Consider the following 19437-nt stretch of genomic DNA (forward strand, 5'->3'; position numbering starts at 1 on the left):
CTATTCTCCGGCGCCCCGTGCGAAGGAGATTTCCACCCGACGGTTCTTCTTGCGGCCTTCCTCGGTGGAGTTGTCCGCGACGGGGTCGTCCTCGCTCTTGCCGACCGTCTCGTAGGAGGTCGCGGATGTGCCGAGTTGGGCGGCGAGTGCCTTACGCACTGCTTCGGCGCGCCGGGTGGAGAGCGCCTTGCCATGGGCGTAGGTCCCCAGGTTGTCGGTGAAGCCGTGGATGGTGATCTTCCGCGGGCTGTTCTGTCCGATCTCCCGCGCGGCTTCGGTGATCCGGGCGTCGGCGCGTGCGCCGAGGTTCGCGCTGTCCTTGGCGAAGAGGACCTCGGACTGGAGGGTCAGCTTGATGTTGTCGTTCGACTCCTCACGGCCGGAGTCGCCGGACAGGTCCGTGGATACCGAGAGGATGTCGACCACCACCGGCGGGGCCAGTTGTGCGCCCTTCTTCAGTTCCAGAACCTCGGCGTTCGGGTCGACGGGTACGGGCGGGGGCTGGTACGGGGGGCTCGGGGAGGGCTCGGCACGGGCCACAGGTGTGTGGTTCAGGCCGGGGAGGGTGGTCAGGCACACGGCGGTGAGGATGCAGGCCGCAAGCCGGGCAGCGAAGCGTGCCGTCGTCGCCGGCCTCACGGCGCGGCCGTGATCGTGACGGGGGCGGTACCGAAGGTCGGCATGGCGAAGTCAACCTCCGTCGTGCCCTGTGGCGGTGCCGGGAACTGGACGTAGACAGGGGCCTTGGCACCGGGCTGGAAGACGGTGTGGAACTGGTTGCACAGGCAGTTGCCCTGGGTGTCCCGCAGGGGGTAGTAGCGCTTCTTACCCTTGAGGTCAGCCAGCGATGCACCCGACGAGGAGTAGCCGTTCTTCAACGACAGATCGTTGCCGCCTGTCCACTGCATCGGGTTCAGCGCTTCCTTGCCGTCGTTGCGCATCTCGCCGCGGACGGTCACCACACCGCCCTCGTAGCGCTGCACGGAGTCGATGGTGAGCACCGCGCCGTTCGCGCCCTTCATCTCCAGACCCATGCTCTTCGGGCCCGCGGCCCCCGGTTTCTGCTCACCCGGCTGCCCGCCACCCGGCTCGTCGGCAGCCTTGGACCTACCTGCCGGCGCGCCGGCCGGATCACTGCCTCCGCACCCGCTCAGCGAAAGCGTTACGACCGCAATGAGTCCGAGAGCGGCTCCCTTCGCCCCAGCTTGCGCTGTGCCACGCCAACTCCGGTACCCACGGACGCTCTGATCCGCTACCTCACACACCATGCTTCCCCCTCGACCTCATCCACGGCAACCCGTTGCACAGTAGCCCATGCGAACCCCGAGCCCCGGGCCGTACCTGGGCACCGCACAGTCGGGAATCCTTCCGTCAAGTGCCCGGTGGGAGAACCTACTTGCACATGCCGTACCTGGGACAGAAATCACCGCGGCCCACATCAAGGCGATCGGGACCTTCGAGGCCGCCGGCAGCCCTCAGCCCTGATCGAGCGGATGGGAAACTGTCCGTTGCGCCCACCCTCCTCCCGCTACCAACTGCGCCGCCGCGCACCCCGGCTTACGCTCTGCCTGGTCCTGGAACAGGCGCACGAAGGACTTGGCGAAGCCCAACCGGGGGTATGCCGCAACAAGTGTGTCCGTGAAGGACGGGTCGAAGGCCTCCAGGCCCGTACCGGATACATCGGCGCTCGTCCCCACCTGCAACAGTCGGCTCTCCACATCCACTTCCGGGGCCACGTCGTCCCGCATATGGAGCACGATCAGCTCAGCCGCCCGGTCGCGTCGCTCAGCCGGCCAGCCGAGACCGGCCGTGAAGACCCGGGCCAGATGGCCACCAGCCTCTTCAAACGAGAGCGTGTGACTGTCGAAGGGCGGAACGAGCCCCAAGTCGTGCAGCAGCGCCGAGACGAAGAACAGCTCACGGTCGAAGTCGAGACCACGCGCCTGCGCCCAGGCCGCACCGAAGAAATATGACCGCACACAGTGGTGGTACAGCGCCTCGTCAGCGTATTCCTCACAAACCAGCCGCGCCGCCTCTGCCGCCAGCCCCACAGGTACGCGCATCCCTGCAACCTCGATCAGCATTCGCCCCACCCCTTTGCAACGAACATCATTGAGCTACGCGCACCATAACCAGGACTCCCCACCCGGTGAACGTTCGCGGTCAGAGCACAAGAGAGCCGGTTCCGTAGGTGAGGCGCCTGCACTGGGCTTACTCGTCCACGCCGACCACGTCGAGACCCCGAGGGGAGGCATGTCCGCCACCTGTACCTCCTCGCCGTCCGGTACGAAGCCCGCATGAGCCCGTCAAGGGCGCCCGCCCCGTTCGCCCACTATGTGCAATAGCCACGGATTGATATCGGCCCTCGTCGGGGCCCTTCGTCTCATCAACGCCGACGTGCGGGAACACCGCCCCGGGCACTCTTCCGCCCTGCGGAAGACGGAATGACCACCTGGCATATCGCGCTTCCAGCACCGGGATTTTGGCTCAGAAAATGGGCATTTCCGAATGCGCTCGCGGATGCGTGGCACCAGCCCTGCACCGCACCCGAGTCCTGAGGATGACCATGAGCACCACGGAGTTGGTGGGGGCCGAAGCCCAGAGCGGTCTGTACGCGCCAGGAGCCGATCACTACACCTCACCCCAGCGGCGCGACGCCGTGAAGCAACTCTGGGAGGAGCCGGTCACCTTCTCCATCCTGCAGAGCGCCCTGTCCCAGGTTCCCCGGGCCTCAGGGCTCAGCGTCATGGACATCGGGTGCGGTGCCGGAGAGGGGCTGCACCTGCTGAAGGCGTTGCGCGCCACACGTACGCTTCCTGACCTGCCGCACCTTACGTACCGGGGCCTCGACCTCGACCGGGGTCTGCTGGACCTGGCCGCACGGACCCACCACGACGAGGACGACGCGCAGTTCTGGCACGGCGACATCCGTACCGACATTCCTGACGATCCGTTCGACATCTACCTCTCGTGCGGAGTCCCCTACTCGCACCTGACGGCGGACGAGCTGCTGGCCACGCTGACCCGGCTGTTCTCCTCCGTGCGCCGCAACCGCACGCAGTCGGTGGTCGTGATCGACGTACTCGGCCGGTACTCCCTCGAATGGGCACCGCGGTGGAACGAGTCCCGCTGGCCCTACCGCATGAGCTTCTTCCACAGCGACCAGGCGGCCGACGAGGTCCTCATGACGTTCTGGGACGCGCACAGCCTGCGCAGCTGTGTGAGCCGTGCCGCCGGTGCGGCCGGCTGCGCGATCAGTCGGCAGAAACTTTTCGACCGGTCGGTGATGGTCGGCCGGCACACCGCCACCGGGCAGTTCAACCCCGGACTGGCTCCCTACCGCACGCTGATCAACCGTATGGAGGACGGGGAGACGGTCCCCCTCGGCGAGTTGCGGGCCCCGCGCATCCCGCACCACGCACCCGACGTGGTACGCGCCTTCTACAGCAGGTTCGCGACGCAGTGGAATTCCGTGCTCGACGCGGTCGCCGAGCAGTCGCGCGGCCTGCCCCCCGCTGTCGCCGGGCCCATGCTGGCCCGCGGGCTGCGCGCGGTGGAACACTCCCTCGCCTCGGGGCTGGGGACGGGCCACTCGCTGACCGCTGTCATCACACTCGACGGGACGAAGTGAGCATGCTGGACGTACTCGAACAGCGCACTCTGAGCGACATCACCGGGTGCGCCCACGACGTGGAAGCCGTCTCACCTCTGGGGTACGCGCGCTACGCCCACCACTACCCGGGCGACCTGCTGGACAGCATCCTGTCCGAGGCTCGGCGGCTGGCCGAGCACGAGTGGGAGGCGCGCAGCGCCGACCGCTACCTGGGGCTGCGGCACCTTCGCGCCGCACACCGTGCCATCCCCGCGGTCGAAACACTGATGCACGACTCCCGGCGCCTTCGGGCGCTCAGTGAACTGGCCGGCGTGGAACTCGAGCCGTACCCCATCACCCGCGCGGCGTCCCACATCAACTTCTACCGGCCCGGCGAGGTTCCCATCGACCACCACACCGACGGCGCAGCCATGGTGGAGCTCATACCCCTCCACACCAGCGGAAGTGCCCAGGGCGGCGCCACCCTGGTGCACCAGGGACCGCCGGAGGAAGGGCGCTGGCTGCTGGGCCAGGAGGGCGCCCTGCCCGCGGGCCGTCAGGCCGAGATCCCTCAGCGGGTCGGCCACGCGGTCCTGATGCAGGGGCGTCGGCTGCTGCACTCCGCCCAGGTCCTCGACGACGGAGAGCGCATCACCCTTGTCCTGGTGATGCGCTCCGCCGCGGAACCGTGGAAGGACGGCAACAGTCTCGCCCGGCTCCTCCTCGACGACCCGCTGGAGGCGGTGCACGACGAATGGCTGCGCGACCAGCAGTACCAGGCCCGTCTCCACCAGGGCGCGGGCAAGTGGTCCGTGCCGGCTGAACCCAGAAGTGATCCGTGACAGCCGATCGAGAACTGCCCAAGGAGTTTCGATGGTTTCCCCCGCTACCGCCCCAACACGTAGCCGCGATAACCACGGGTTTGGACCGTCTCAAGCGTTCACTGCACGTGCCGGCCCGTACCGCTTCCCCCTACCGTTTCACCGAACCGCGCTGGCGTTCCGCGCTGGTGGCCCACAGCGGTCCGGCGCCCGCCGTCACCGCCGCCATGAGCGACTTCGGCTACCGCACGGACGAGCTCCACGGCCGTGCCAACCTGCCGGACGACCTCGCCATGACCGGCCCCGTCCAGCTCCTCACACCCGAAGGAGCCGGGTTCCTGCGGGAAATCGTCCACGCCCTCAAACCGTGCGCCGTGCACAACGACTACGTCGTCTCCCACCGGCTGCGCGGAGTGGAGGCCCTCTCCCCCTTCGTGCACGACATGGTCCGCGACAGCTCCTTCCTGCGCAGGGCCTCGCACCTCGTCGGTGTCCCCCTCGTCCCGCATCCGATCCGCGACGCGGGAGTACAGATCAACTACTACGAGCCCTCCAGGACCACCGTCCAAGCAGCTCCCGTGGCCAAATGGCATCGCGACGGCATGAACTACGTCTTCACGATGACGCTCTCCGACCACGGGGAACACGAGGGCGGCGACTACATCTACTACCGCGGACACCCGGACGCCTTCGACCGCAGCCGCGAGGAGATCACCGCGGCGGGGCCCGACCATCCTCATGTACGCACCGCGCCGTTCCAGCACGTGGGGGACACCATGTTCACCCGGGGAAGCCGCGTCTACCACGCCGTCACACCGGTCACGCGGGGCCACCGGACCACTCTCGCGGTCTCGCTGTTCTGCCCGCTCCTGGGGGACCAGGACGAGAACCGCTTCTGGCACAGCGCCCCCGACGACGGCCTGCTGCGCACCGTGAGCAACTGGCGTGCTCTGCGCCAGGCGGTGCGCCGGCCGGCCACCTACTGCCGACGTGAGTCCATTCCCATCCTGCCGATGCCCCGCACCCGCTGACAGCACCGGGCCCTCAGCGGCTCTCCGTGGCCAGCCAGAGCGCGAGCCCGAACATCGCCAACCCTGTCAGTACATCGAGCACGCGGCGAGGTTGCCCCGTGCCACGCCCCGTCCTCTTCAACCAGGCACCCACCGCCGCATATCCGCAGGCACAGCAGAACTCCACGGCGATGTAAGCGGCGCCGAGAGCAACCAGCGGCAGGGCGATGCTCTCGGCGCCCCGAGGCAGGAACTGCGGCAGGAAGACCGCGAAGAGGATCAGCGCCTTCGGGTTGGAGGCCGCCACGAGGAACTCCTGCCGCGCCAAACGCCAGGGCGAACTCTGCGGTGCGGGCTGACCCTGCCCCGTCTCTTCCGAGGCCCCATGCCCCGGTGCACGGGGTGCGCCGGGGCCCGGCGGGCTGCTCCGCCAGGCGGTGAAGACCGTGTGCGCGCCGAGCCACGCCAGGTAGGCGACACCGCACCACTTCACGACGTTGAACACCAGGTCTGACGAGCTGAGCGCCGCACCCAGCCCGGCGGCCACAGCGAGCACCATCAGGGCGAACGCCGTGAACCGTCCGAGCGAGGCGCCAACCGACGACCGCAGCCCGTGGCGAAGTCCGTTGCGTAACGTCAGCAGTTGGTTCGCGCCCGGGGTGGCGGCCAGGAGCAGCGCCGAGGGCAGGAAGGTACCCCACGAAAGATCAGTAACCATGGGGTGCGTGTACCCACAATGCACTCTTGGTCAGCACAGGCCCGCCGCGCTGCATTTTCGGTCAGTAGGGCCCGCTTCGCGTGTTCACAGCCAACGGGGCACGGGTCAGGCGCGAACGTGCTCCGGCCGTCCATCCATCCATCCATCCATCGCAGTATCCGCCGCTCGTCGAACTGCGCGTGCTCGGCGCGCAGCAGACGACCGGAGCGCTCCGCCGCCGGGTGGGCGTCGGCCGCCTCCGGCGTGACCGCCACACGACGCATTCCGGCCCGCAACGCAGCCTCCACCCCCGGCGCGGATGATCTCCATGGACGATCCCGAAGCGACAGCCACCATGACTCCCGCCCCGTGCAGACTGCGGGCCAGACTGACAACCGCGGGGAACACCTGGACAGACCGTTCCACCCGGCGCAGATACATCTCGTTGCTGAGCACCAGCAACTCTTCCACGGAGGCGTGCAACCCCGTCCGTGCGACGACCGTTTCCCACATCTCACGCATTCCCACGCCCAGGAAACTGCGGTGGTCCGCCTCCGTGAACCCTTCGTGCCCGAAGTGCGCGAGCGTCTGCTGCTCCGCTGCCAGACCAGAGCAGCCGGCCGTAGTTGTTCGGACCGGCCGTGACCGGCAACGACTGGGAATGGACCGCCGAACAGCACCGGCTTCGTCACACCGACCCCGCCGTAACGGGGTCGGCCGTACTGCAGCCGAGCCTCACCGGCCCTAAGGAACCCCGCAGCATGTCGACCCCGCGGTCATCGCCGACATCACCCACTGGCTGAGCCGCCGCCAGGGACGAGCGTTCGCACCGCATGTGAGCCAGTGGTCGGCAGCCTCCGGGCGGGGCGCCAGGACACTGCCAGGGCACGATCGGGGCCCCCGATGGGCAACAGGCGGTGCCGGCGCCGCGGGCGGGATCGCGGCGCGCGTGATCGCCCGGCCTCGATGATGTCGCCGCCGAAGGTGAGGCGGTCGACGATGGCCGCGCAGAGGCGAGGGTCGGTGAACGTCCTTGTCCACCCAGAGGGACTCGTTAGAGGCTGTCACCGGCTGGAGCAGGACCTTCACCGATCCCAGGCCCTACGCGGTGATCGTGGACAGGCTCACCTCAACGCCTGCACCATCGAGACCACACCGAGTCACATCGCCTGGTCCGCTCAGAAGCCTAGAAGATTACGGCGACAGCGTGACACCCTTTGGCCAGTCGTCCAGGCGAAGCTCCTCTTGGTTCAAGCGAAGGCTGAGCTGGCTACCCAACTCGCGAAATCCCAGCGCCCGTGCGACTTTCCGGGAAGCCGTCGGGCGGGCACGCCACTGCGGGAGGAGACCCTCGGCGAGTGCCTGCACCACTGCCGCCGAAGCAACCTTGCGCGCCAACCCGCGGCCTCTTTCGCCTGGTGCGGTAAGTACGCACAGATGAGCCACTTGTGCGGGCCATGCCCGAAACCCCGCCGCGGCTACCACGTCCGCACCGTGGCGGACCACGAATGCAGCGGAGGTGATCTCGTCCATCCCGCTCTCACCGGCGTCCTCTGGCGGCACCGACTTCACGAACGTCATCAGGTCTTGATGGCCGGGAGCAATTCGTTCAACTGAACCGTCAGCCGGCACCAGGCGGAAGTCAGCCCGTGACACGTATCCCAAGACCGCCGGCCCCAGAACCTCACTCACAGGCAACACGGCTTGAATCGCTTCGGGAGACGTAAGTGAGCCGGTCGGCACTCTGGTCAGGATCCGACGCAGAACCTGCATAGCTCCGTCGGTCGGTGCCGTGACGATCGCCGAGTCACCCAGCACCACAATGCCGGCCCACGACGGCGGAGCCAACTGCGAGGCGGGCGACGTGACCACGTGCGTGCCCCCTGCCAAGGGAAACGACACTGGCAGGGCGGCCAGTGTTTCCCATACGCCCTGGGCCTGCTTCAGCAACGGATCAATAACCATCTGCCGATCCTGCCACCCCAAGATCACAGACACCTAGGGATACCGCTGGCGCCACAGCCACAAGACGCCTCAGGTGATCCCGTCGAAAGCCGTTTGCCGGGGCCATTTCAAGGCGTCCGGAAGCCCCGACGCCCCCATCAACTGGGGCCGCTCGCAGCCAACATGCTGGAGCCGCTGAACAACGTCACAACCAATGTAGCGGCGGATCATGCTGCCCAGAGCCTTGTGGCTGGGATGGTCGGTGCCGTCAACGGCGAAATAACACAGGCCGTGATCTGGGCCTCGATCCGGTTGAGCAAGGAGTTGTTGGTCAAGGTGTCAAGCGATCTCGACGTTGTTCGCCTCCGCCCAGGTGGCGACCTGTTTGCACCGCTTCGTGGTCAGGTACGGGGAGTAGCTGTCGCACACGATCGCGATGCGCACGTCCATCGTGTGCGTGACATCGGAAGCCTCGCCGCCGCCGAGCTTGCTCAGATCACTCGGGCCGTCAAACACCGTTTCCAACGGGTCAACTACTGGCCGGATCTGGTCGATGCTGCCTGGCCTGCACCGGCCTCACCATGGAAGCGCCGGGCACGGACGCAGGACCATGAGTGAGTCCTCCAGCATCGCCACCATGGCGAAGGGGAACCGGTCGAGTTCCTGGCAGAGTGCAACGTCGTCCGGATGGGCCCCTTGGCGCACCCCCTGAGCCAGCTCGGTGGCGGCACGCGACTCGCCGGCGCGACGGAGAAACTCGGACGCGTCCGTATCTGCCTCGGTGATCCTACGGGCGATGTACTGGGCGCACGCCAGATCCTCCTCGGCCTGGCCGTCCTCCCCGGTGACTACGAACGTAACACCGTCACACTCGCTAGCCCTCAAGTGCCGAGCCGTTGCCTCCGCCACCACGAAGCTGGCGCACAGCACCAGCTTCGCCTCCTTGACCGCGAGAACGCCGACCGTCCCGGCGGTGGTCTTCTGCACAACGGTCCGTCCGCCGAGGTCGGCAGACCGCAGTGTGCCTGGTGAGTTCACCATGTCGAACCCGGGAGCGAGAGGCCCGTCTTTGAGTGCCACCCAATCCGGATGACGAGCCTTGAGCTCCAGGGCTTCATCCAGCGACTCAGCGAGAACGATCTTCTCCGCCCCTCGGGCAAAGAGCCAGGCAGCCACTGTGAAGGCACGCATGACGTCGACCACGACCGCCACCGGCGGAGCTTCGGTCAACTCGGCTATGCCGAGGAAATGAGAGTCCATCCCGTCATGATCACGCATGCCCGACTCGGGCACTGACACGATCCCGGCGGCCACACGGTGCCCATCGCAGGGCCCCGGTGACAGACGGCGACGCGTGGACCGCAGGAGCGGCGGCGAGGCCGGTGATTACGGCCGTGGCGACTCGATAGGTTCATTGCCGCCCATGTGGTGCCCCTGTCAGGGGCCCTTTCCGGGGCGGGTCGGGGACCACTCAGGGGCGATCGGGTGCAGGGTGAAGACCGGACAGGGCCGGGTCAGGGAAGCCCGCTCAGGCCGTGCCGATCTCACCCGCCACACCGCTGCCGCTGAAGGGCGGACGTCGGCCCTCGACTCCCGAAGCCGTCCACAGCGGACACGACGGTGTCCCGTCCCGGATGGCGACGTAAACGACAACGGCGCCGCAGACGAGTCGTCTGCGGCGCCGACGCCGAGCGGTGTACGGGGGTGCGGAGGTGGCACGGCCGTAGGGGTAGGCATCGGCGGCGGGAGCCGTCAGCAGGAACGGGGCCGGAGCAACGGCAGCCGACACAGCGGCGCGCGCACGAAGAGTCCTCATACCCCCAGCAGTAGCTCCCGACAAACACCGCCCACCACACCCGGAGCCACCGGTCACCGTTGAGGGAGACCCGATCCGCTCCAGAGCAATCGTCAAGACCTGTGGATCAGTTGGTTTTCTGCCGTGCAGCTTGCTCAGCGGCGAGGAGGTCGGTGAGGCGCTGGACGGCGAAGGAGATCAGGGGCTGCACTGGGATGAGCCGGCAGGGGGCATCGCCGACCATGACCTCGGTGATGCCGGCTTGCTCCTCGAATTCGCGACCGATGGTGGGGAAGTAGGTGCCATTGTCGTTGCCGACGTCGAGAGTCTCGATCCATACGCGCTCGCCGTCCAGTTCCCGCGGGAAGCGGCGGACCTTGAGGCGGGGATTCGCGGTGAGGGACTCGGCGTGGTGCAGGAACAAGTTGCGGTCGTGGCCGACACCAACGAGGAGGATGTGGCCGCCGAGGTCGTGCAGGCGTCCGAACGGTGAGGTACGGCCGAGCGCGAATCCGAGCGTTTGCCGGCTCGTGATGTCGTTGGCCTGGGCACCCACGGCTGTCACGGATGCCTGTGGGTGGCTGCTGCGCGCACTCTCGGGCAGCAGCCGCACCGCCTCGGGGATGGCGCCCATGCTGGTGGTTTCCAGGTCGCAATGGAAGGTGGGTACCGCTGCGCGGCGTGCGATCACGTCAGGGTCAGGTATCCCGAGGTGGTCGGGGTCTGGGTCGGTGACCTGCCAGGTGAACGTGGGCACGACGAGTGTGCCGGTGGGCCCGAGCACCGTGCGCAGGCTCTCGACCACGGTGGCGGCCCCACCGTCCACACGACCGAGGCCGGCCAGGGACGCGTGCGTGATCACAGCCATGCCCTCTTCGAGGCCGAGTGCGCGCCATCCCTTCTCCAGATCGGCGGCAGTCAGCCCGCTGTTGTTCGGTGTGGTCGTGCGCATGCTGATGTTCTCCGTGGTGCCAGACGGTGCGTCGCACGAACGTAATACGAGTGTGGGACTGCTGCGCCGTGAGCTGCACCACTTTGTGCGATGTGGCCGTCCCGGGCCACGCGGATCTCGGGGCGCTCGACGAGCTGACCGCGTTCGAACCGGGCTCCGGCGCGGACGACCGCGACGAGGTGCGGCGCGTTCACGGCCCTCCGTCGCTGCTGTGCGGACTCGACAAGCTTGAGGACCATGGCCGGGGCGGCGGCCGCGCTGCCGGCACCCCGGGTGACTTTCGTCCGCAGCCGGACGGTCGCGAAGGTCGACTCAACCGGGTCTGTGGTGCGCAAGTGGATCCAGTGCTCGGCGGGGAAGCCGCAGAACGCCAAGAGCTCGTCGACGTCGTCGGTGAGCTTTTTGACGGCCTTGGGAAAGTTCGCGCCGTAGGTCTTCTCGAAGGAGACGACCGCCTTGAGTGCGTGGTCGCGGTCCTCGGCGTTGCAGATCTCCTGCAGGGCCTTCTTCGCGCCGGGCCGGGCGGACTTCGGCAGGGCGTTCGCAACGTTGGCGATCTTGTGAACCCAGCACCTCTGATGGCGAGCCGCGGGAAACACCTCGGCCAGGGCCTTCCAGAAGCCCAGGGCGCCGTCGCCCACCGCGAGGACGGGAACGCGCATGCCCCGGCGGGCACAGTCACGCAGCAGCTCCGCCCAGGAGTCCGCTGATTCGCGGTGGCCGTCACTCATGGCGACGAGCTCTTTGGTGCCATCCGCGCGCACGCCCATCACCACGAGCACGCACGACTTCAACTCGCTCAGACGGATGCGCAGGAGAATGCCGTCGGCCCATACGTACACGTAGTCGGCCCCGGACAGGTCGCGCTCACCGAACGCGGTGTGATCGGCCTGCCACTGCTGAGTCAGGCGCGTCACGGTCGCCGCCGAAAGGCCGGCTGTTGAGCCGAGAAACTGCTCCAGAGCGGGCACGAAATGGCCGGACGACAGGCCGAGCAGCTAGAGCAGCGGCAGCACCTCTCCGAATCTTCGGGAACTTCCTGGCCCAGGGCAGCAGGATCGTCGAGGCGACGCTTGCGCTCGTCACTCGCCGCGTCGACGCGCTTGTCGTTTACTCGTGGGCCTTCACCCCAAGCGCTCCGGCCGCGGGGGCGGCGCCCCCCTCTTCGGGTTCGCCGCCGCCCCCGCCGTGGGCGTCTTCTGCAGGGGCACGGGGTGTGCGGGAGGACTCCCCGGGCCTGGACCGGCAGTGGACGCGACGGGAGCCGCCTTCTCGGTGAGGTGGCTCCGGCCCTTCACAGTGGTCGGTTGACCGGCCCGGGGGCAGGGAGCCAGCAGGTGCTCGCAACCGCTGGCATCTCTGCTGGACGCGGGAGGAGAACACCTTGTCCGGAGCATAACCGTGCCCCCGACGGTGCGACAGGCGTGAACAAGCCGCAGTATCCGCACCTCCAGCAGGTGCATGTCTCACAGTCCGCGGAGGGGGGCTGGGCATGCAGGGCGCAGGGCCGGAGCGTTCCGGCAGCACGCCCTGGAAACGGCGGAAACGGCCGCGGGTGTGCCGCCGGGTGGTGTGATCAGCGGCGGGGGGCCGGGGGGAAGTCCTGGGGTGGATCGTTGTCGATGATCTGGGAGGCGAGGTCGGTGATGCGCAGTTGGTGGTGGCGTGCGTAGCTGCGCAGGGTGTCGAATGCGGCGTCGAGTTCGAGGTTGTGGCGTTCCGCGAGGATGCCCTTGGCCTGCTCGATGACGATGCGCGAGTGCAGGGCGTACTGGAGCTGGGCGCGCTCGACGTCGCCGCGGGCGATGGTGCGCTGCTGGAGGATGGCGATGGTGGCCACGTCGGAGAGGGCCTGGCCGACGGTGAGGTCCTGGGCGCTCAGGCGTTCGGGGCGGGTGCTGAAGAGGTTGAGGGCACCGATGACCTCCTCGCGCAGCCGCAGGGGCAGGGCGTGCGTGCGGACGAAGCCGCGCTCGCGGGCCCGCTGTGCGAAGGGTCCGAAGCCGGCGGTGGCTACGGGCGAGGTGAGGTCGATGTTCAGCTGGCCCCGTCCGGTGCGGTAGCAGGAGACGCAGGGGCCCTGCTCGTGCTGGAGTGCGAAGAGTTCCAGGAGCCGGGTGCGCTCGTCGGAGGCGGCGATCAGCTGGAGCTGGCCGAACTCGTCGACCAGCAGCACCCCCGCCGCGTCCACGTCGAGTAGCTCCACGCAGCGCGTGCTGAGCCGGTGCAGAAAATCGATCAGGTCGAAGTCGTGGGTCAGGGTGTCCACGGCTTCGACCAGGATGTCCATCACGCGTTGCTGGCTGCTCATCGCCGTCATCCCTCTGTCTGGGACGGAAGTGCCGTCCCCTCGTAAGTGTCCCGGAAATGCAATCGCCGCGTCACCACTTCATCGGCCACGTCCTCCAGCGGCCTCTCCCGCCGGTAGGCGTGGGCGCGCAGCAGGGCCAGTGCCTGGTCCAGCGGGAGGGACGCCTGCACACTGATCATGCCGGTGGCCTGATGGATCGCCGCCCGGTGCAGCCCACCCCCGGTGCCCTCCTGCTGCGTGAACGGATGGCCCGGGACCGCACCCCGGGGCAGTACCGCGGTGAGCGTGGCCGCCAGGATCAGCGCGTCGTCGGTCTGCGCCAGCGTCAGAGGACCCGGAGAGCTGCGCTGTGCGGTGAACACCCCGAGCGACGCCCCTCCGATCCGCAGCGGGAAGCAGAACACAGCCCGCACCCCCAGCTCCTGCACGGCCGGCAGCAGCAGCGGCCAACGCCCGGCCGGCACCGCGGCGAGGTCGGGAACCGGCACGAGGGAGCGGGAGCGCGCAGAGTCCGCCCCCGGGCCCTCACCGACCATGAACTGGAGGTCCTCCAGCAGGGAACTGGCCCCCGGGCTCGACCACACCCGCTCGAACCGGTCCGTGTCCGTGAGGACCGACACCGCGACCCCGTCCACTCCCAGAACCCGCGCGCACAGCAGCGGGTCCCCACCCACCAGCTCGCCGGAACCCGACGGGACCAGAGCGGCCAGTACAGCGGCCAGTTGCGCGTCCTGTCCCACCGTGTCACCGCTTCCCAGGCTGCCGATCGCCCCGCTCCCATCGAGCAGCCCGCACCACCAGCCTACCGGCCCAGCCCCAGACCTCACCCGGTAGCAGTCCGGCCGGCCCCGTCCGGAAGGCAACTGGCGGCATGATCAGTATCGGGTCATGTCAGAAGGAGTTCGCTTGCGCGGCTCGGTTAACGAGCTCGTGCACGGTAGTTGGCCCGGTGGCAGGCGGGGTTGCACAGATGTCGGATGATCTTGTGCCAGATGACCTGTGGGCATGTGTGGCCCCGCTACTGCCTCCGCGACTGCCGCGGCGCCTGAAATATCCCGGTCGCCTGCCGGTGGACGACCGGGCGGCCCTGCGTGGTGTCGTTTATGTGCTGCGCAAGGGCGTGAGCTGGGCGGATGTCTCCGCGGAGCGGGTCGGACGCAGCGGGGTGACGGCCTGGCGGCGGCTGCGGGACTGGACCGAAGCCGGTGTGTGGCCCCGCCTGCACGCGACCCTCCTGGCGGAACTGCGGGCAGCGGGTCTTCTGGACTTGGATGACGCAGCGGTCGACGGCTCACATGTCAGATCCCTCAAAGGGGGGTCTCACACCGGGCCTTCGCCAGTTGACCGTGCACGTCCGGGCAGCAAGCACCACGTGATCACCGACCGGCACGGCACCCCCCTGGCGGTCTCGCTGACCGGCGGAAACCGGCACGATGTCACCCAGTTGATGCCCCCTGCTGGACGTGATTCCCGCATCCGTGGAGTGCGCGGACGGCCCCGCCACCGACCGACCCAACTGTTCGCCGACCGCGGCCACGACTTCGACAAGTACCGCCGCCACCTCCGGGCACGGGGAATCACACCAAAGATCGCCCGGCGCGGGGCTTCGCACGGATCCGGCCTCGGCAAGACCCGCTGGGTGGTCTCCGGCCTCGGCAAGACCCGCTGGGGCGTCGAGGCCTGCCCGGAGTTTCCAGTTGCGCTTCTCCACTGGTGGCAACTGCAGGAGGCCGTCTTCAACGGCGCGAACCCGGGGCTGCCCGCCACTTTGCCCGCGTTCGCCTCAGGCTGTTGGGTCCCAGAGCCCGCCTGCTGTGCCGCGGGCGAGGTGCTCGGCGTACACGCCGACCTTCCAGGCGATGACGGATCGGCACTCCTCCAGCGCTTTGATCTGTGCGTCGACGCGGTGTTGATGGGCGTCGAGCAGACGCAGGCGATCCGCCTCGTTGCCCGGTCCGTGGCGGACCAGTTCCGCGAAGTGCTTGAGGTCAGTGAGTGGCATGCCCGATTCGCGGAGCTTGACGCAGATCAGCAGCCAGTCGACATCGAAGGAGGTGTAGCGTCGCCGGCCGCCCGATGTGCGCCGGACCGGGCCGACGAGCAGACCTTCGCGTTCGTAGAAGCGCAGAGCGTGCACGCTCAGTCCGGTCCGCTCGGCCACCTCACCGATGCCGACCGTCTGCACCGCAGCCTCGGCGCTCGTCATACCGCTCAACTCCCGGGCTTGATCTAGACCTCGCTCCAGATCGTAGCGTCAGCGTCATGACCCTTACCGATCAGCGGCCGCTCGGCTCATCTTTCTCAGCCGCCACCACCACCGACGACATCATGGCCAGCCGCGACCTCTCCGGCACGACCGCCGTCGTGACCGGGGGCTACTCCGGGCTCGGTCTGGAGACAACCCGGGCCCTGACGGCTGGCGGGGCGCGGGTCATCGTCCCCGCCCGCCGCCCCGACGTCGCCCGCGCCGCCCTCCGTGAGGTGCTGGGCTGTGAGGTCATCCCCATGGACCTGGCCGACCTCGACAGCGTCCGCGCAGCCACCCGTTACCTCAGAGATCGCCTCGACCGGATCGACCTCCTGATGGCCCTGGGTGGAGTCATGGCCACCCCGGAGCGACGCGTCGGGCCCGGTTGGGAAGTCCAGCTCACCACCAACCACTTCGGGCACTTCACACTCGTCTGCGAGCTCTACCCGCTCCTTGCCGCGGGCGGAGCGCGTGTCGTCGTCAACAGTTCCGCGGGACACACCCTGACCGGTATCCGCTGGCACGACCCGCACTTCCGCACCGGCTACGACAAGTGGCTGGCCTACGGACAGGCGAAGACCGCCAACTCCCTGTTCACCGTCCACCTCGATGCCCTCGGGCAGGGTGATGGGGTTCGGGCGTTCGCCGTTCACCCGGGCAAAATCATCACCGGTCTCCAGCGCGAGATGGCACTCCAGGAACAGATCGACCGCGGGTGGGTGGACGAGCACGGCAATGTGGTCGGTGCCGACTTCAAGACTCCCGCCCAGGGCCCCGCCACCGGCCTGTGGGCCGCCACCTCCTCACTCCTCGCCGGCCGTGGCGGGCTCTACCTGGAGGACTGTGACGTTGCCCGGGTTTCCGCCCCCGGCACCCCTATGGATGACGGCGGCGTTCGCGCGTACGCCGTCGACCCCCGCCAGGCATCCCGGCTCTGGGACCTCTCCCTGGCCGCAACCGGGTCCGCCCCGATCGCGCCCATCCCGGGCCGGCCCGCCCCGCGCTCCGCCGCCGGCGGCGGAGCGGTCTGGGCCAAGGGCCCGCCGCATTAAGCCCTGTTCGCCGCACATCCGGGCCATCGCAATCATGGCGTGCCACAGGGGCCCGGTCTCAACCCCCGCCATCGGACCGGGCCGGCAGGGGGCGCACCGGGCGCCGTCGTCGCGGTAGGCCCGCAGCGGCCGGCGCGGTGCCCACGAGCTGCGCGACACCCTCCGCCCGCCCGTACCGGCGGGGTGATACGGCGGCGGCACGACGCGGCCGCCCGGCAGAGGACCTACGGGTTCGGCGCCGGACAAATGCTCCTACGGGGTACGGCCGAGGTGGAACACGATGATCGTCAGGCGGCCGTCTTCGAACTCGTACATCACCCGGTAGCGTCCGACGTGGATGCGGCGGATGCCGACCCCGTGCCGAGGTGGGTCGGCCGTCCGGCAGGCGCGAGAATTCTGCTGTTCGCTTCATGTTCGTCAATACACAATGAGCCGCATGACAACGACACGTGTGATGACGCAGAAACAACTCGGCGCCTCCGACGTCCTGGAACTTGCCGAGATACCACTTCCCTCCCCGGGCCCCGGCGAGGTCCTGGTGCGGGTACGGGCCACCGGCATGAACCCCGCGGACTGGAAGGTCCGTGCCGGAAAGGTGGACTTCTTCGGCCCCCCGCCCTTCGTCCTGGGCCACGAGTTCAGTGGCACGGTCGAGCTCCGCGGCGAGGGAGCGACCAGGTTCGCGCTCGGGGAGGAGGTCTACGGCTGGACCACCCCGCCACACGGCAGCCACGCGGACCACGTGGTGGTGACAGAGGACCGCGTCGCGCCCAAGCCCCGCAGCCTCGACCACGTCGGCTCCGCCGCACTGCCCATCTCCGGCTTCACGGCCTACCAGGCTCTGGTCGCCCTAGCCGACGTACAGCCCGGTCAGCGGGTCCTGGTGCACGGCGCGGCCGGTGGCGTCGGCCACCTGGCAGTGCAGATCGCGAAGGCCCGCGGTGCGTACGTCATCGGCACGGTCCGCGCCTCCAAGCACGCCTACGTGCGCAGGCTCGGCGCCGACGAGTTGATCGACTACACGGCGCAGGATTTCTCCACTCTGCGGGACATCGACGCCGTGCTGGACACCATCAGCCATGAATACGGGCCGCGTTCACTCCCCACGCTCAAGCCGGGCGGGATCCTCGTCGACGTCGTCGGCGTCGGCGTGGACCGCACTGCGGTCATGGCCGAAGCCGCCCGACTCGGCGTCCGGTTCGTGGAGTTCTACCTGGAGCCCACCCCGGCCGTACTGGCCGCATTCGCCGAACTCATCGATGCTCACGGCATCCGTCCCACCGTTTCCGACACGTTCCCGCTGACCGACGCAGCCACGGCCCACAACCTCAGCGAGACCGGCCGCGTGCGAGGAAAGATCGTCCTGGTGCCTTGAAAGTCTGAAAGCGGTTCACATCTGGTGAAGCCGTCACGCAAAGCCGTCACGCAAAAAAGGGAAAGGCGGGCCGGGAAGGTAATCCCACCCGTGGCCATCCAAACCGGCGGCCACTCGGACACGGGACCGGGTGACCGCACCTTCCTGGCGGTTGGGGTTGCACCGGTCCCCGCCCTCACACAAGGCGGGGACCGGTCGCTGTATGCGTGGCCGGAGATCAGGGCTGGAGGATGAGCAGCCCGGGGAGGTCACCGGCGGTCACAGCGGCCTGGTCGATACACACACCTGTGTAGGCGCCGACGGCGGTGAACACCAGCTCGGGAAGACGCTCGCCGTGCTCCTCGTAGTAGGCCACCACCTCATCCGCACTGGCGTCGGGTATCGAGGGATACACAGCCCCGGCGGAGACGAGGGCCTGGTCGAGGGCGCTGCCCCGGCTTGTGGTGGTGCCGAAGCCGGTGCGGTATGCGCTTCCGTCGCCGGGGGCGTGGATGATCAGAGCCGGGGGGCGGAACCGGTTGAGCGTCAGACAGAGGATCTCTTCACCCTCACAAGGCAGCATCGACTCCACCTTGCCCTGGTAGCCCATGGACCAGGTGGCCATGCCCCAGCTCTCCAGCACATACGTCCATTCCCCGCATGTGCCGTACATGGCGGCGTTCACCGAGGGGATCGGCCGGCCGGGCACCACAGCCGGGGTGCGTAGCTCGGTGTAGAGGGTGCGCGTGTCCAGCTCGTGGAGGTCGGCGCCCAGGTTGATGAGGAACTCGTCCTGCTCCACTCCTCTGGCCAAGGTCAGGGAGATCCCGCCGCGCATGCCTCGCACGCTTGGGACGTCGGGGGTGTGGTGGTGTGCGCCTATCCACGCGATGCCGTCACTCATGGCGGTCACGCTAGCGGCCTGGGGCGGGCGACAAAGAGCGGGGTGAGAGTGCCGCGCGTAGGGCGCCGAGTCCGGCCGTGCGGAGGCGGGTGGTAGGGCGGTCGTGACGGCAGGCGGTGATCTCTGAGGTTTGTCCGGGACGACCCGCGGACCTAGGTGTTCACAGAAGCGGGTGGTGGTGTGACTGTCGGACCGGTTGGTCGTCGGTCGTCGGTCTGGTTGTGGGCAGGGGAGTCTCGTCCGTGGATCGTTCTCGGGCGAACTGTGGTTTTTGATCGAGCCGTTGCTGCCGGTTCCGAGGCCGAGGCCGAGGCTGAAGCCGGCCGGCCGCGTGTGCCGGACCGGCAGGCGTGTGCGGGACCCTCCTTGTGCTGCGTACCGGTATCCGGTGGGAGTACCTCCCGTAGGAACTGGGCTTCGGCTCGGGCATGACCTGCTGGCGTCGGCTCACAGCCTGGAACCAGGCGGTCGCCTGGGCCCAGTCCCACGTACTCCTGCTCGCGAAGCTGCGGGCGTACGTACTCCTGCTCGCGAAGCTGCGGGCGGCGAAGCGGATCGACTGGTCGAGGGCGGTCGTCGACTCCCGTCACGTCCGGGCCACTCGAAGGGGCCCAAAGCGGGCAGAGCCCGGTCGGCCGCGCCGGACCGGGCAGCAAGCACCACCACCTCCTCGTCGACGGCAGGGCATCCCGCTCGCCGTCTCGCTGACCGGCGGAAACCGCAACGACGTCACGCAGCTGAGTTCGCTGCCGAGGAA

18 protein-coding genes and 4 pseudogenes are annotated in these 19437 nt (G+C 68.4%); 6 read left to right on the top strand and 16 right to left on the bottom strand.

Going from position 1 to position 19437, the window contains the following annotated elements; translation table 11 throughout:
- The 3 genes from ACIQM4_RS25380 to ACIQM4_RS25390 form a co-directional block, all read right to left on the bottom strand.
- The gene (locus tag ACIQM4_RS25380; RefSeq protein WP_401595811.1) at positions 1 to 579 is read right to left on the bottom strand and encodes an OmpA family protein; all 579 of its coding nucleotides are present in this window, start codon (positions 577 to 579) and stop codon (positions 1 to 3) included.
- A 56-nt stretch (positions 580 to 635) separates the two neighbouring features.
- The gene (locus ACIQM4_RS25385) at positions 636 to 1034 is read right to left on the bottom strand and encodes a hypothetical protein (RefSeq protein ID WP_401595814.1); all 399 of its coding nucleotides are present in this window, start codon (positions 1032 to 1034) and stop codon (positions 636 to 638) included.
- 441 nt (positions 1035 to 1475) lie between these two features.
- On the bottom strand, positions 1476 to 2084 hold the full coding sequence (locus ACIQM4_RS25390) for an HD domain-containing protein (protein ID WP_401595816.1): 609 nt from the start codon (positions 2082 to 2084) through the stop codon (positions 1476 to 1478).
- A 482-nt stretch (positions 2085 to 2566) separates the two neighbouring features.
- Between ACIQM4_RS25390 and ACIQM4_RS25395 the strand changes: the two genes are divergently transcribed.
- The 3 genes from ACIQM4_RS25395 to ACIQM4_RS25405 all read left to right on the top strand — a co-directional run bounded on the left by ACIQM4_RS25395 (position 2567) and on the right by ACIQM4_RS25405 (position 5444).
- Positions 2567 to 3631, top strand: coding sequence for a methyltransferase domain-containing protein (locus ACIQM4_RS25395; protein WP_401595818.1), 1065 nt, complete (start codon positions 2567 to 2569; stop codon positions 3629 to 3631).
- A 2-nt stretch (positions 3632 to 3633) separates the two neighbouring features.
- Positions 3634 to 4434, top strand: a complete 801-nt coding sequence (locus tag ACIQM4_RS25400; protein WP_401595820.1) for a hypothetical protein — start codon at positions 3634 to 3636, stop codon at positions 4432 to 4434.
- Positions 4435 to 4514: 80 nt separating this feature from the next.
- Entirely contained in the window at positions 4515 to 5444 is a 930-nt protein-coding gene (locus ACIQM4_RS25405; protein ID WP_401595822.1) for a hypothetical protein, read from the top strand.
- Between the two features lie 13 nt (positions 5445 to 5457).
- Here the strand turns inward: ACIQM4_RS25405 and ACIQM4_RS25410 are convergent, their stop codons facing one another.
- From ACIQM4_RS25410 to ACIQM4_RS25455, 10 genes and pseudogenes are all read right to left on the bottom strand, one after another.
- Positions 5458 to 6141 (bottom strand): LysE family translocator, encoded by a 684-nt coding sequence (locus tag ACIQM4_RS25410; protein WP_401595825.1) that lies wholly within the window; start codon positions 6139 to 6141, stop codon positions 5458 to 5460.
- A 934-nt stretch (positions 6142 to 7075) separates the two neighbouring features.
- A pseudogene (locus ACIQM4_RS25415) lies at positions 7076 to 7163 on the bottom strand (AAA family ATPase); the annotation flags it as partial.
- A 151-nt stretch (positions 7164 to 7314) separates the two neighbouring features.
- Positions 7315 to 8085, bottom strand: a complete 771-nt coding sequence (locus ACIQM4_RS25420) for a GNAT family N-acetyltransferase (protein WP_401595827.1) — start codon at positions 8083 to 8085, stop codon at positions 7315 to 7317.
- A gap of 318 nt (positions 8086 to 8403) precedes the next feature.
- On the bottom strand, positions 8404 to 8589 hold the full coding sequence (locus ACIQM4_RS25425; protein WP_401595830.1) for a hypothetical protein: 186 nt from the start codon (positions 8587 to 8589) through the stop codon (positions 8404 to 8406).
- 51 nt (positions 8590 to 8640) lie between these two features.
- A complete protein-coding gene (locus ACIQM4_RS25430; RefSeq protein ID WP_401595832.1) occupies positions 8641 to 9324 on the bottom strand; it encodes a 2-phosphosulfolactate phosphatase in 684 nt (227 codons plus the stop codon).
- A gap of 268 nt (positions 9325 to 9592) precedes the next feature.
- On the bottom strand, positions 9593 to 9880 hold the full coding sequence (locus ACIQM4_RS25435) for a hypothetical protein (protein ID WP_401595835.1): 288 nt from the start codon (positions 9878 to 9880) through the stop codon (positions 9593 to 9595).
- 106 nt (positions 9881 to 9986) lie between these two features.
- The gene (locus ACIQM4_RS25440; protein WP_401595838.1) at positions 9987 to 10811 is read right to left on the bottom strand and encodes an aminoglycoside N(3)-acetyltransferase; all 825 of its coding nucleotides are present in this window, start codon (positions 10809 to 10811) and stop codon (positions 9987 to 9989) included.
- A 119-nt stretch (positions 10812 to 10930) separates the two neighbouring features.
- A pseudogene (locus ACIQM4_RS25445) lies at positions 10931 to 11987 on the bottom strand (IS256 family transposase); the annotation flags it as partial.
- A gap of 400 nt (positions 11988 to 12387) precedes the next feature.
- Positions 12388 to 13122 carry an ANTAR domain-containing protein gene (locus ACIQM4_RS25450; protein WP_401595841.1) on the bottom strand — a complete coding sequence of 245 codons (735 nt, stop codon included), beginning with the start codon at positions 13120 to 13122 and terminating at the stop codon, positions 12388 to 12390.
- Positions 13123 to 13127: 5 nt separating this feature from the next.
- The gene (locus ACIQM4_RS25455) at positions 13128 to 13862 is read right to left on the bottom strand and encodes an ANTAR domain-containing protein (protein ID WP_401595843.1); all 735 of its coding nucleotides are present in this window, start codon (positions 13860 to 13862) and stop codon (positions 13128 to 13130) included.
- Positions 13863 to 14092: 230 nt separating this feature from the next.
- Between ACIQM4_RS25455 and ACIQM4_RS25460 the strand changes: the two are divergent.
- A pseudogene (locus tag ACIQM4_RS25460) lies at positions 14093 to 14767 on the top strand (IS5 family transposase); the annotation flags it as partial.
- Between the two features lie 138 nt (positions 14768 to 14905).
- Here the strand turns inward: ACIQM4_RS25460 and ACIQM4_RS25465 are convergent.
- Complete coding sequence (locus tag ACIQM4_RS25465; RefSeq protein ID WP_401595846.1) at positions 14906 to 15328, bottom strand: MerR family transcriptional regulator; 423 nt, start codon at positions 15326 to 15328, stop codon at positions 14906 to 14908.
- Positions 15329 to 15384: 56 nt separating this feature from the next.
- Here ACIQM4_RS25465 and ACIQM4_RS25470 point away from each other — a divergent pair, with 56 nt between their 5' ends.
- The gene (locus ACIQM4_RS25470) at positions 15385 to 16422 is read left to right on the top strand and encodes an SDR family NAD(P)-dependent oxidoreductase (protein WP_401595849.1); all 1038 of its coding nucleotides are present in this window, start codon (positions 15385 to 15387) and stop codon (positions 16420 to 16422) included.
- Positions 16423 to 16674: 252 nt separating this feature from the next.
- Here ACIQM4_RS25470 and ACIQM4_RS25475 read toward each other — a convergent pair.
- Positions 16675 to 16785: pseudogene (locus tag ACIQM4_RS25475) on the bottom strand (type II toxin-antitoxin system RelE/ParE family toxin); the annotation flags it as partial.
- 73 nt (positions 16786 to 16858) lie between these two features.
- Here ACIQM4_RS25475 and ACIQM4_RS25480 point away from each other — a divergent pair.
- Positions 16859 to 17797, top strand: a complete 939-nt coding sequence (locus tag ACIQM4_RS25480) for an NADP-dependent oxidoreductase (RefSeq protein ID WP_401595852.1) — start codon at positions 16859 to 16861, stop codon at positions 17795 to 17797.
- Between the two features lie 217 nt (positions 17798 to 18014).
- Here the strand turns inward: ACIQM4_RS25480 and ACIQM4_RS25485 are convergent, their stop codons facing one another.
- Complete coding sequence (locus ACIQM4_RS25485) at positions 18015 to 18680, bottom strand: hypothetical protein (protein ID WP_401595855.1); 666 nt, start codon at positions 18678 to 18680, stop codon at positions 18015 to 18017.
- Between the last annotated feature and the right edge of the window lie 757 nt (positions 18681 to 19437).

Origin of the sequence: Streptomyces sp. NPDC091272 (assembly GCF_044757485.1) — a bacterium.
Taxonomy (GTDB): Bacteria; Actinomycetota; Actinomycetes; order Streptomycetales; family Streptomycetaceae; genus Streptomyces.

Bases quoted from the DNA above. Each gene is read 5' to 3' on its own strand.
- ACIQM4_RS25440 (WP_401595838.1), bottom strand. From the start codon at position 10,811: ATGCGCACGACCACACCGAACAACAGCGGGCTGACTGCCGCCGATCTG.
- ACIQM4_RS25395 (WP_401595818.1), top strand. From the start codon at position 2,567: ATGAGCACCACGGAGTTGGTGGGGGCCGAAGCCCAGAGCGGTCTGTAC.
- ACIQM4_RS25400 (WP_401595820.1), top strand. From the start codon at position 3,634: ATGCTGGACGTACTCGAACAGCGCACTCTGAGCGACATCACCGGGTGC.
- ACIQM4_RS25410 (WP_401595825.1), bottom strand. From the start codon at position 6,141: ATGGTTACTGATCTTTCGTGGGGTACCTTCCTGCCCTCGGCGCTGCTC.
- ACIQM4_RS25465 (WP_401595846.1), bottom strand. From the start codon at position 15,328: ATGACGAGCGCCGAGGCTGCGGTGCAGACGGTCGGCATCGGTGAGGTG.
- ACIQM4_RS25420 (WP_401595827.1), bottom strand. From the start codon at position 8,085: ATGGTTATTGATCCGTTGCTGAAGCAGGCCCAGGGCGTATGGGAAACA.
- ACIQM4_RS25435 (WP_401595835.1), bottom strand. From the start codon at position 9,880: ATGAGGACTCTTCGTGCGCGCGCCGCTGTGTCGGCTGCCGTTGCTCCG.
- ACIQM4_RS25470 (WP_401595849.1), top strand. From the start codon at position 15,385: ATGACCCTTACCGATCAGCGGCCGCTCGGCTCATCTTTCTCAGCCGCC.
- ACIQM4_RS25485 (WP_401595855.1), bottom strand. From the start codon at position 18,680: ATGAGTGACGGCATCGCGTGGATAGGCGCACACCACCACACCCCCGAC.
- ACIQM4_RS25385 (WP_401595814.1), bottom strand. From the start codon at position 1,034: ATGGGTCTGGAGATGAAGGGCGCGAACGGCGCGGTGCTCACCATCGAC.
- ACIQM4_RS25450 (WP_401595841.1), bottom strand. From the start codon at position 13,122: ATGAGCAGCCAGCAACGCGTGATGGACATCCTGGTCGAAGCCGTGGAC.
- ACIQM4_RS25430 (WP_401595832.1), bottom strand. From the start codon at position 9,324: ATGGACTCTCATTTCCTCGGCATAGCCGAGTTGACCGAAGCTCCGCCG.
- ACIQM4_RS25390 (WP_401595816.1), bottom strand. From the start codon at position 2,084: ATGCTGATCGAGGTTGCAGGGATGCGCGTACCTGTGGGGCTGGCGGCA.
- ACIQM4_RS25480 (WP_401595852.1), top strand. From the start codon at position 16,859: ATGACAACGACACGTGTGATGACGCAGAAACAACTCGGCGCCTCCGAC.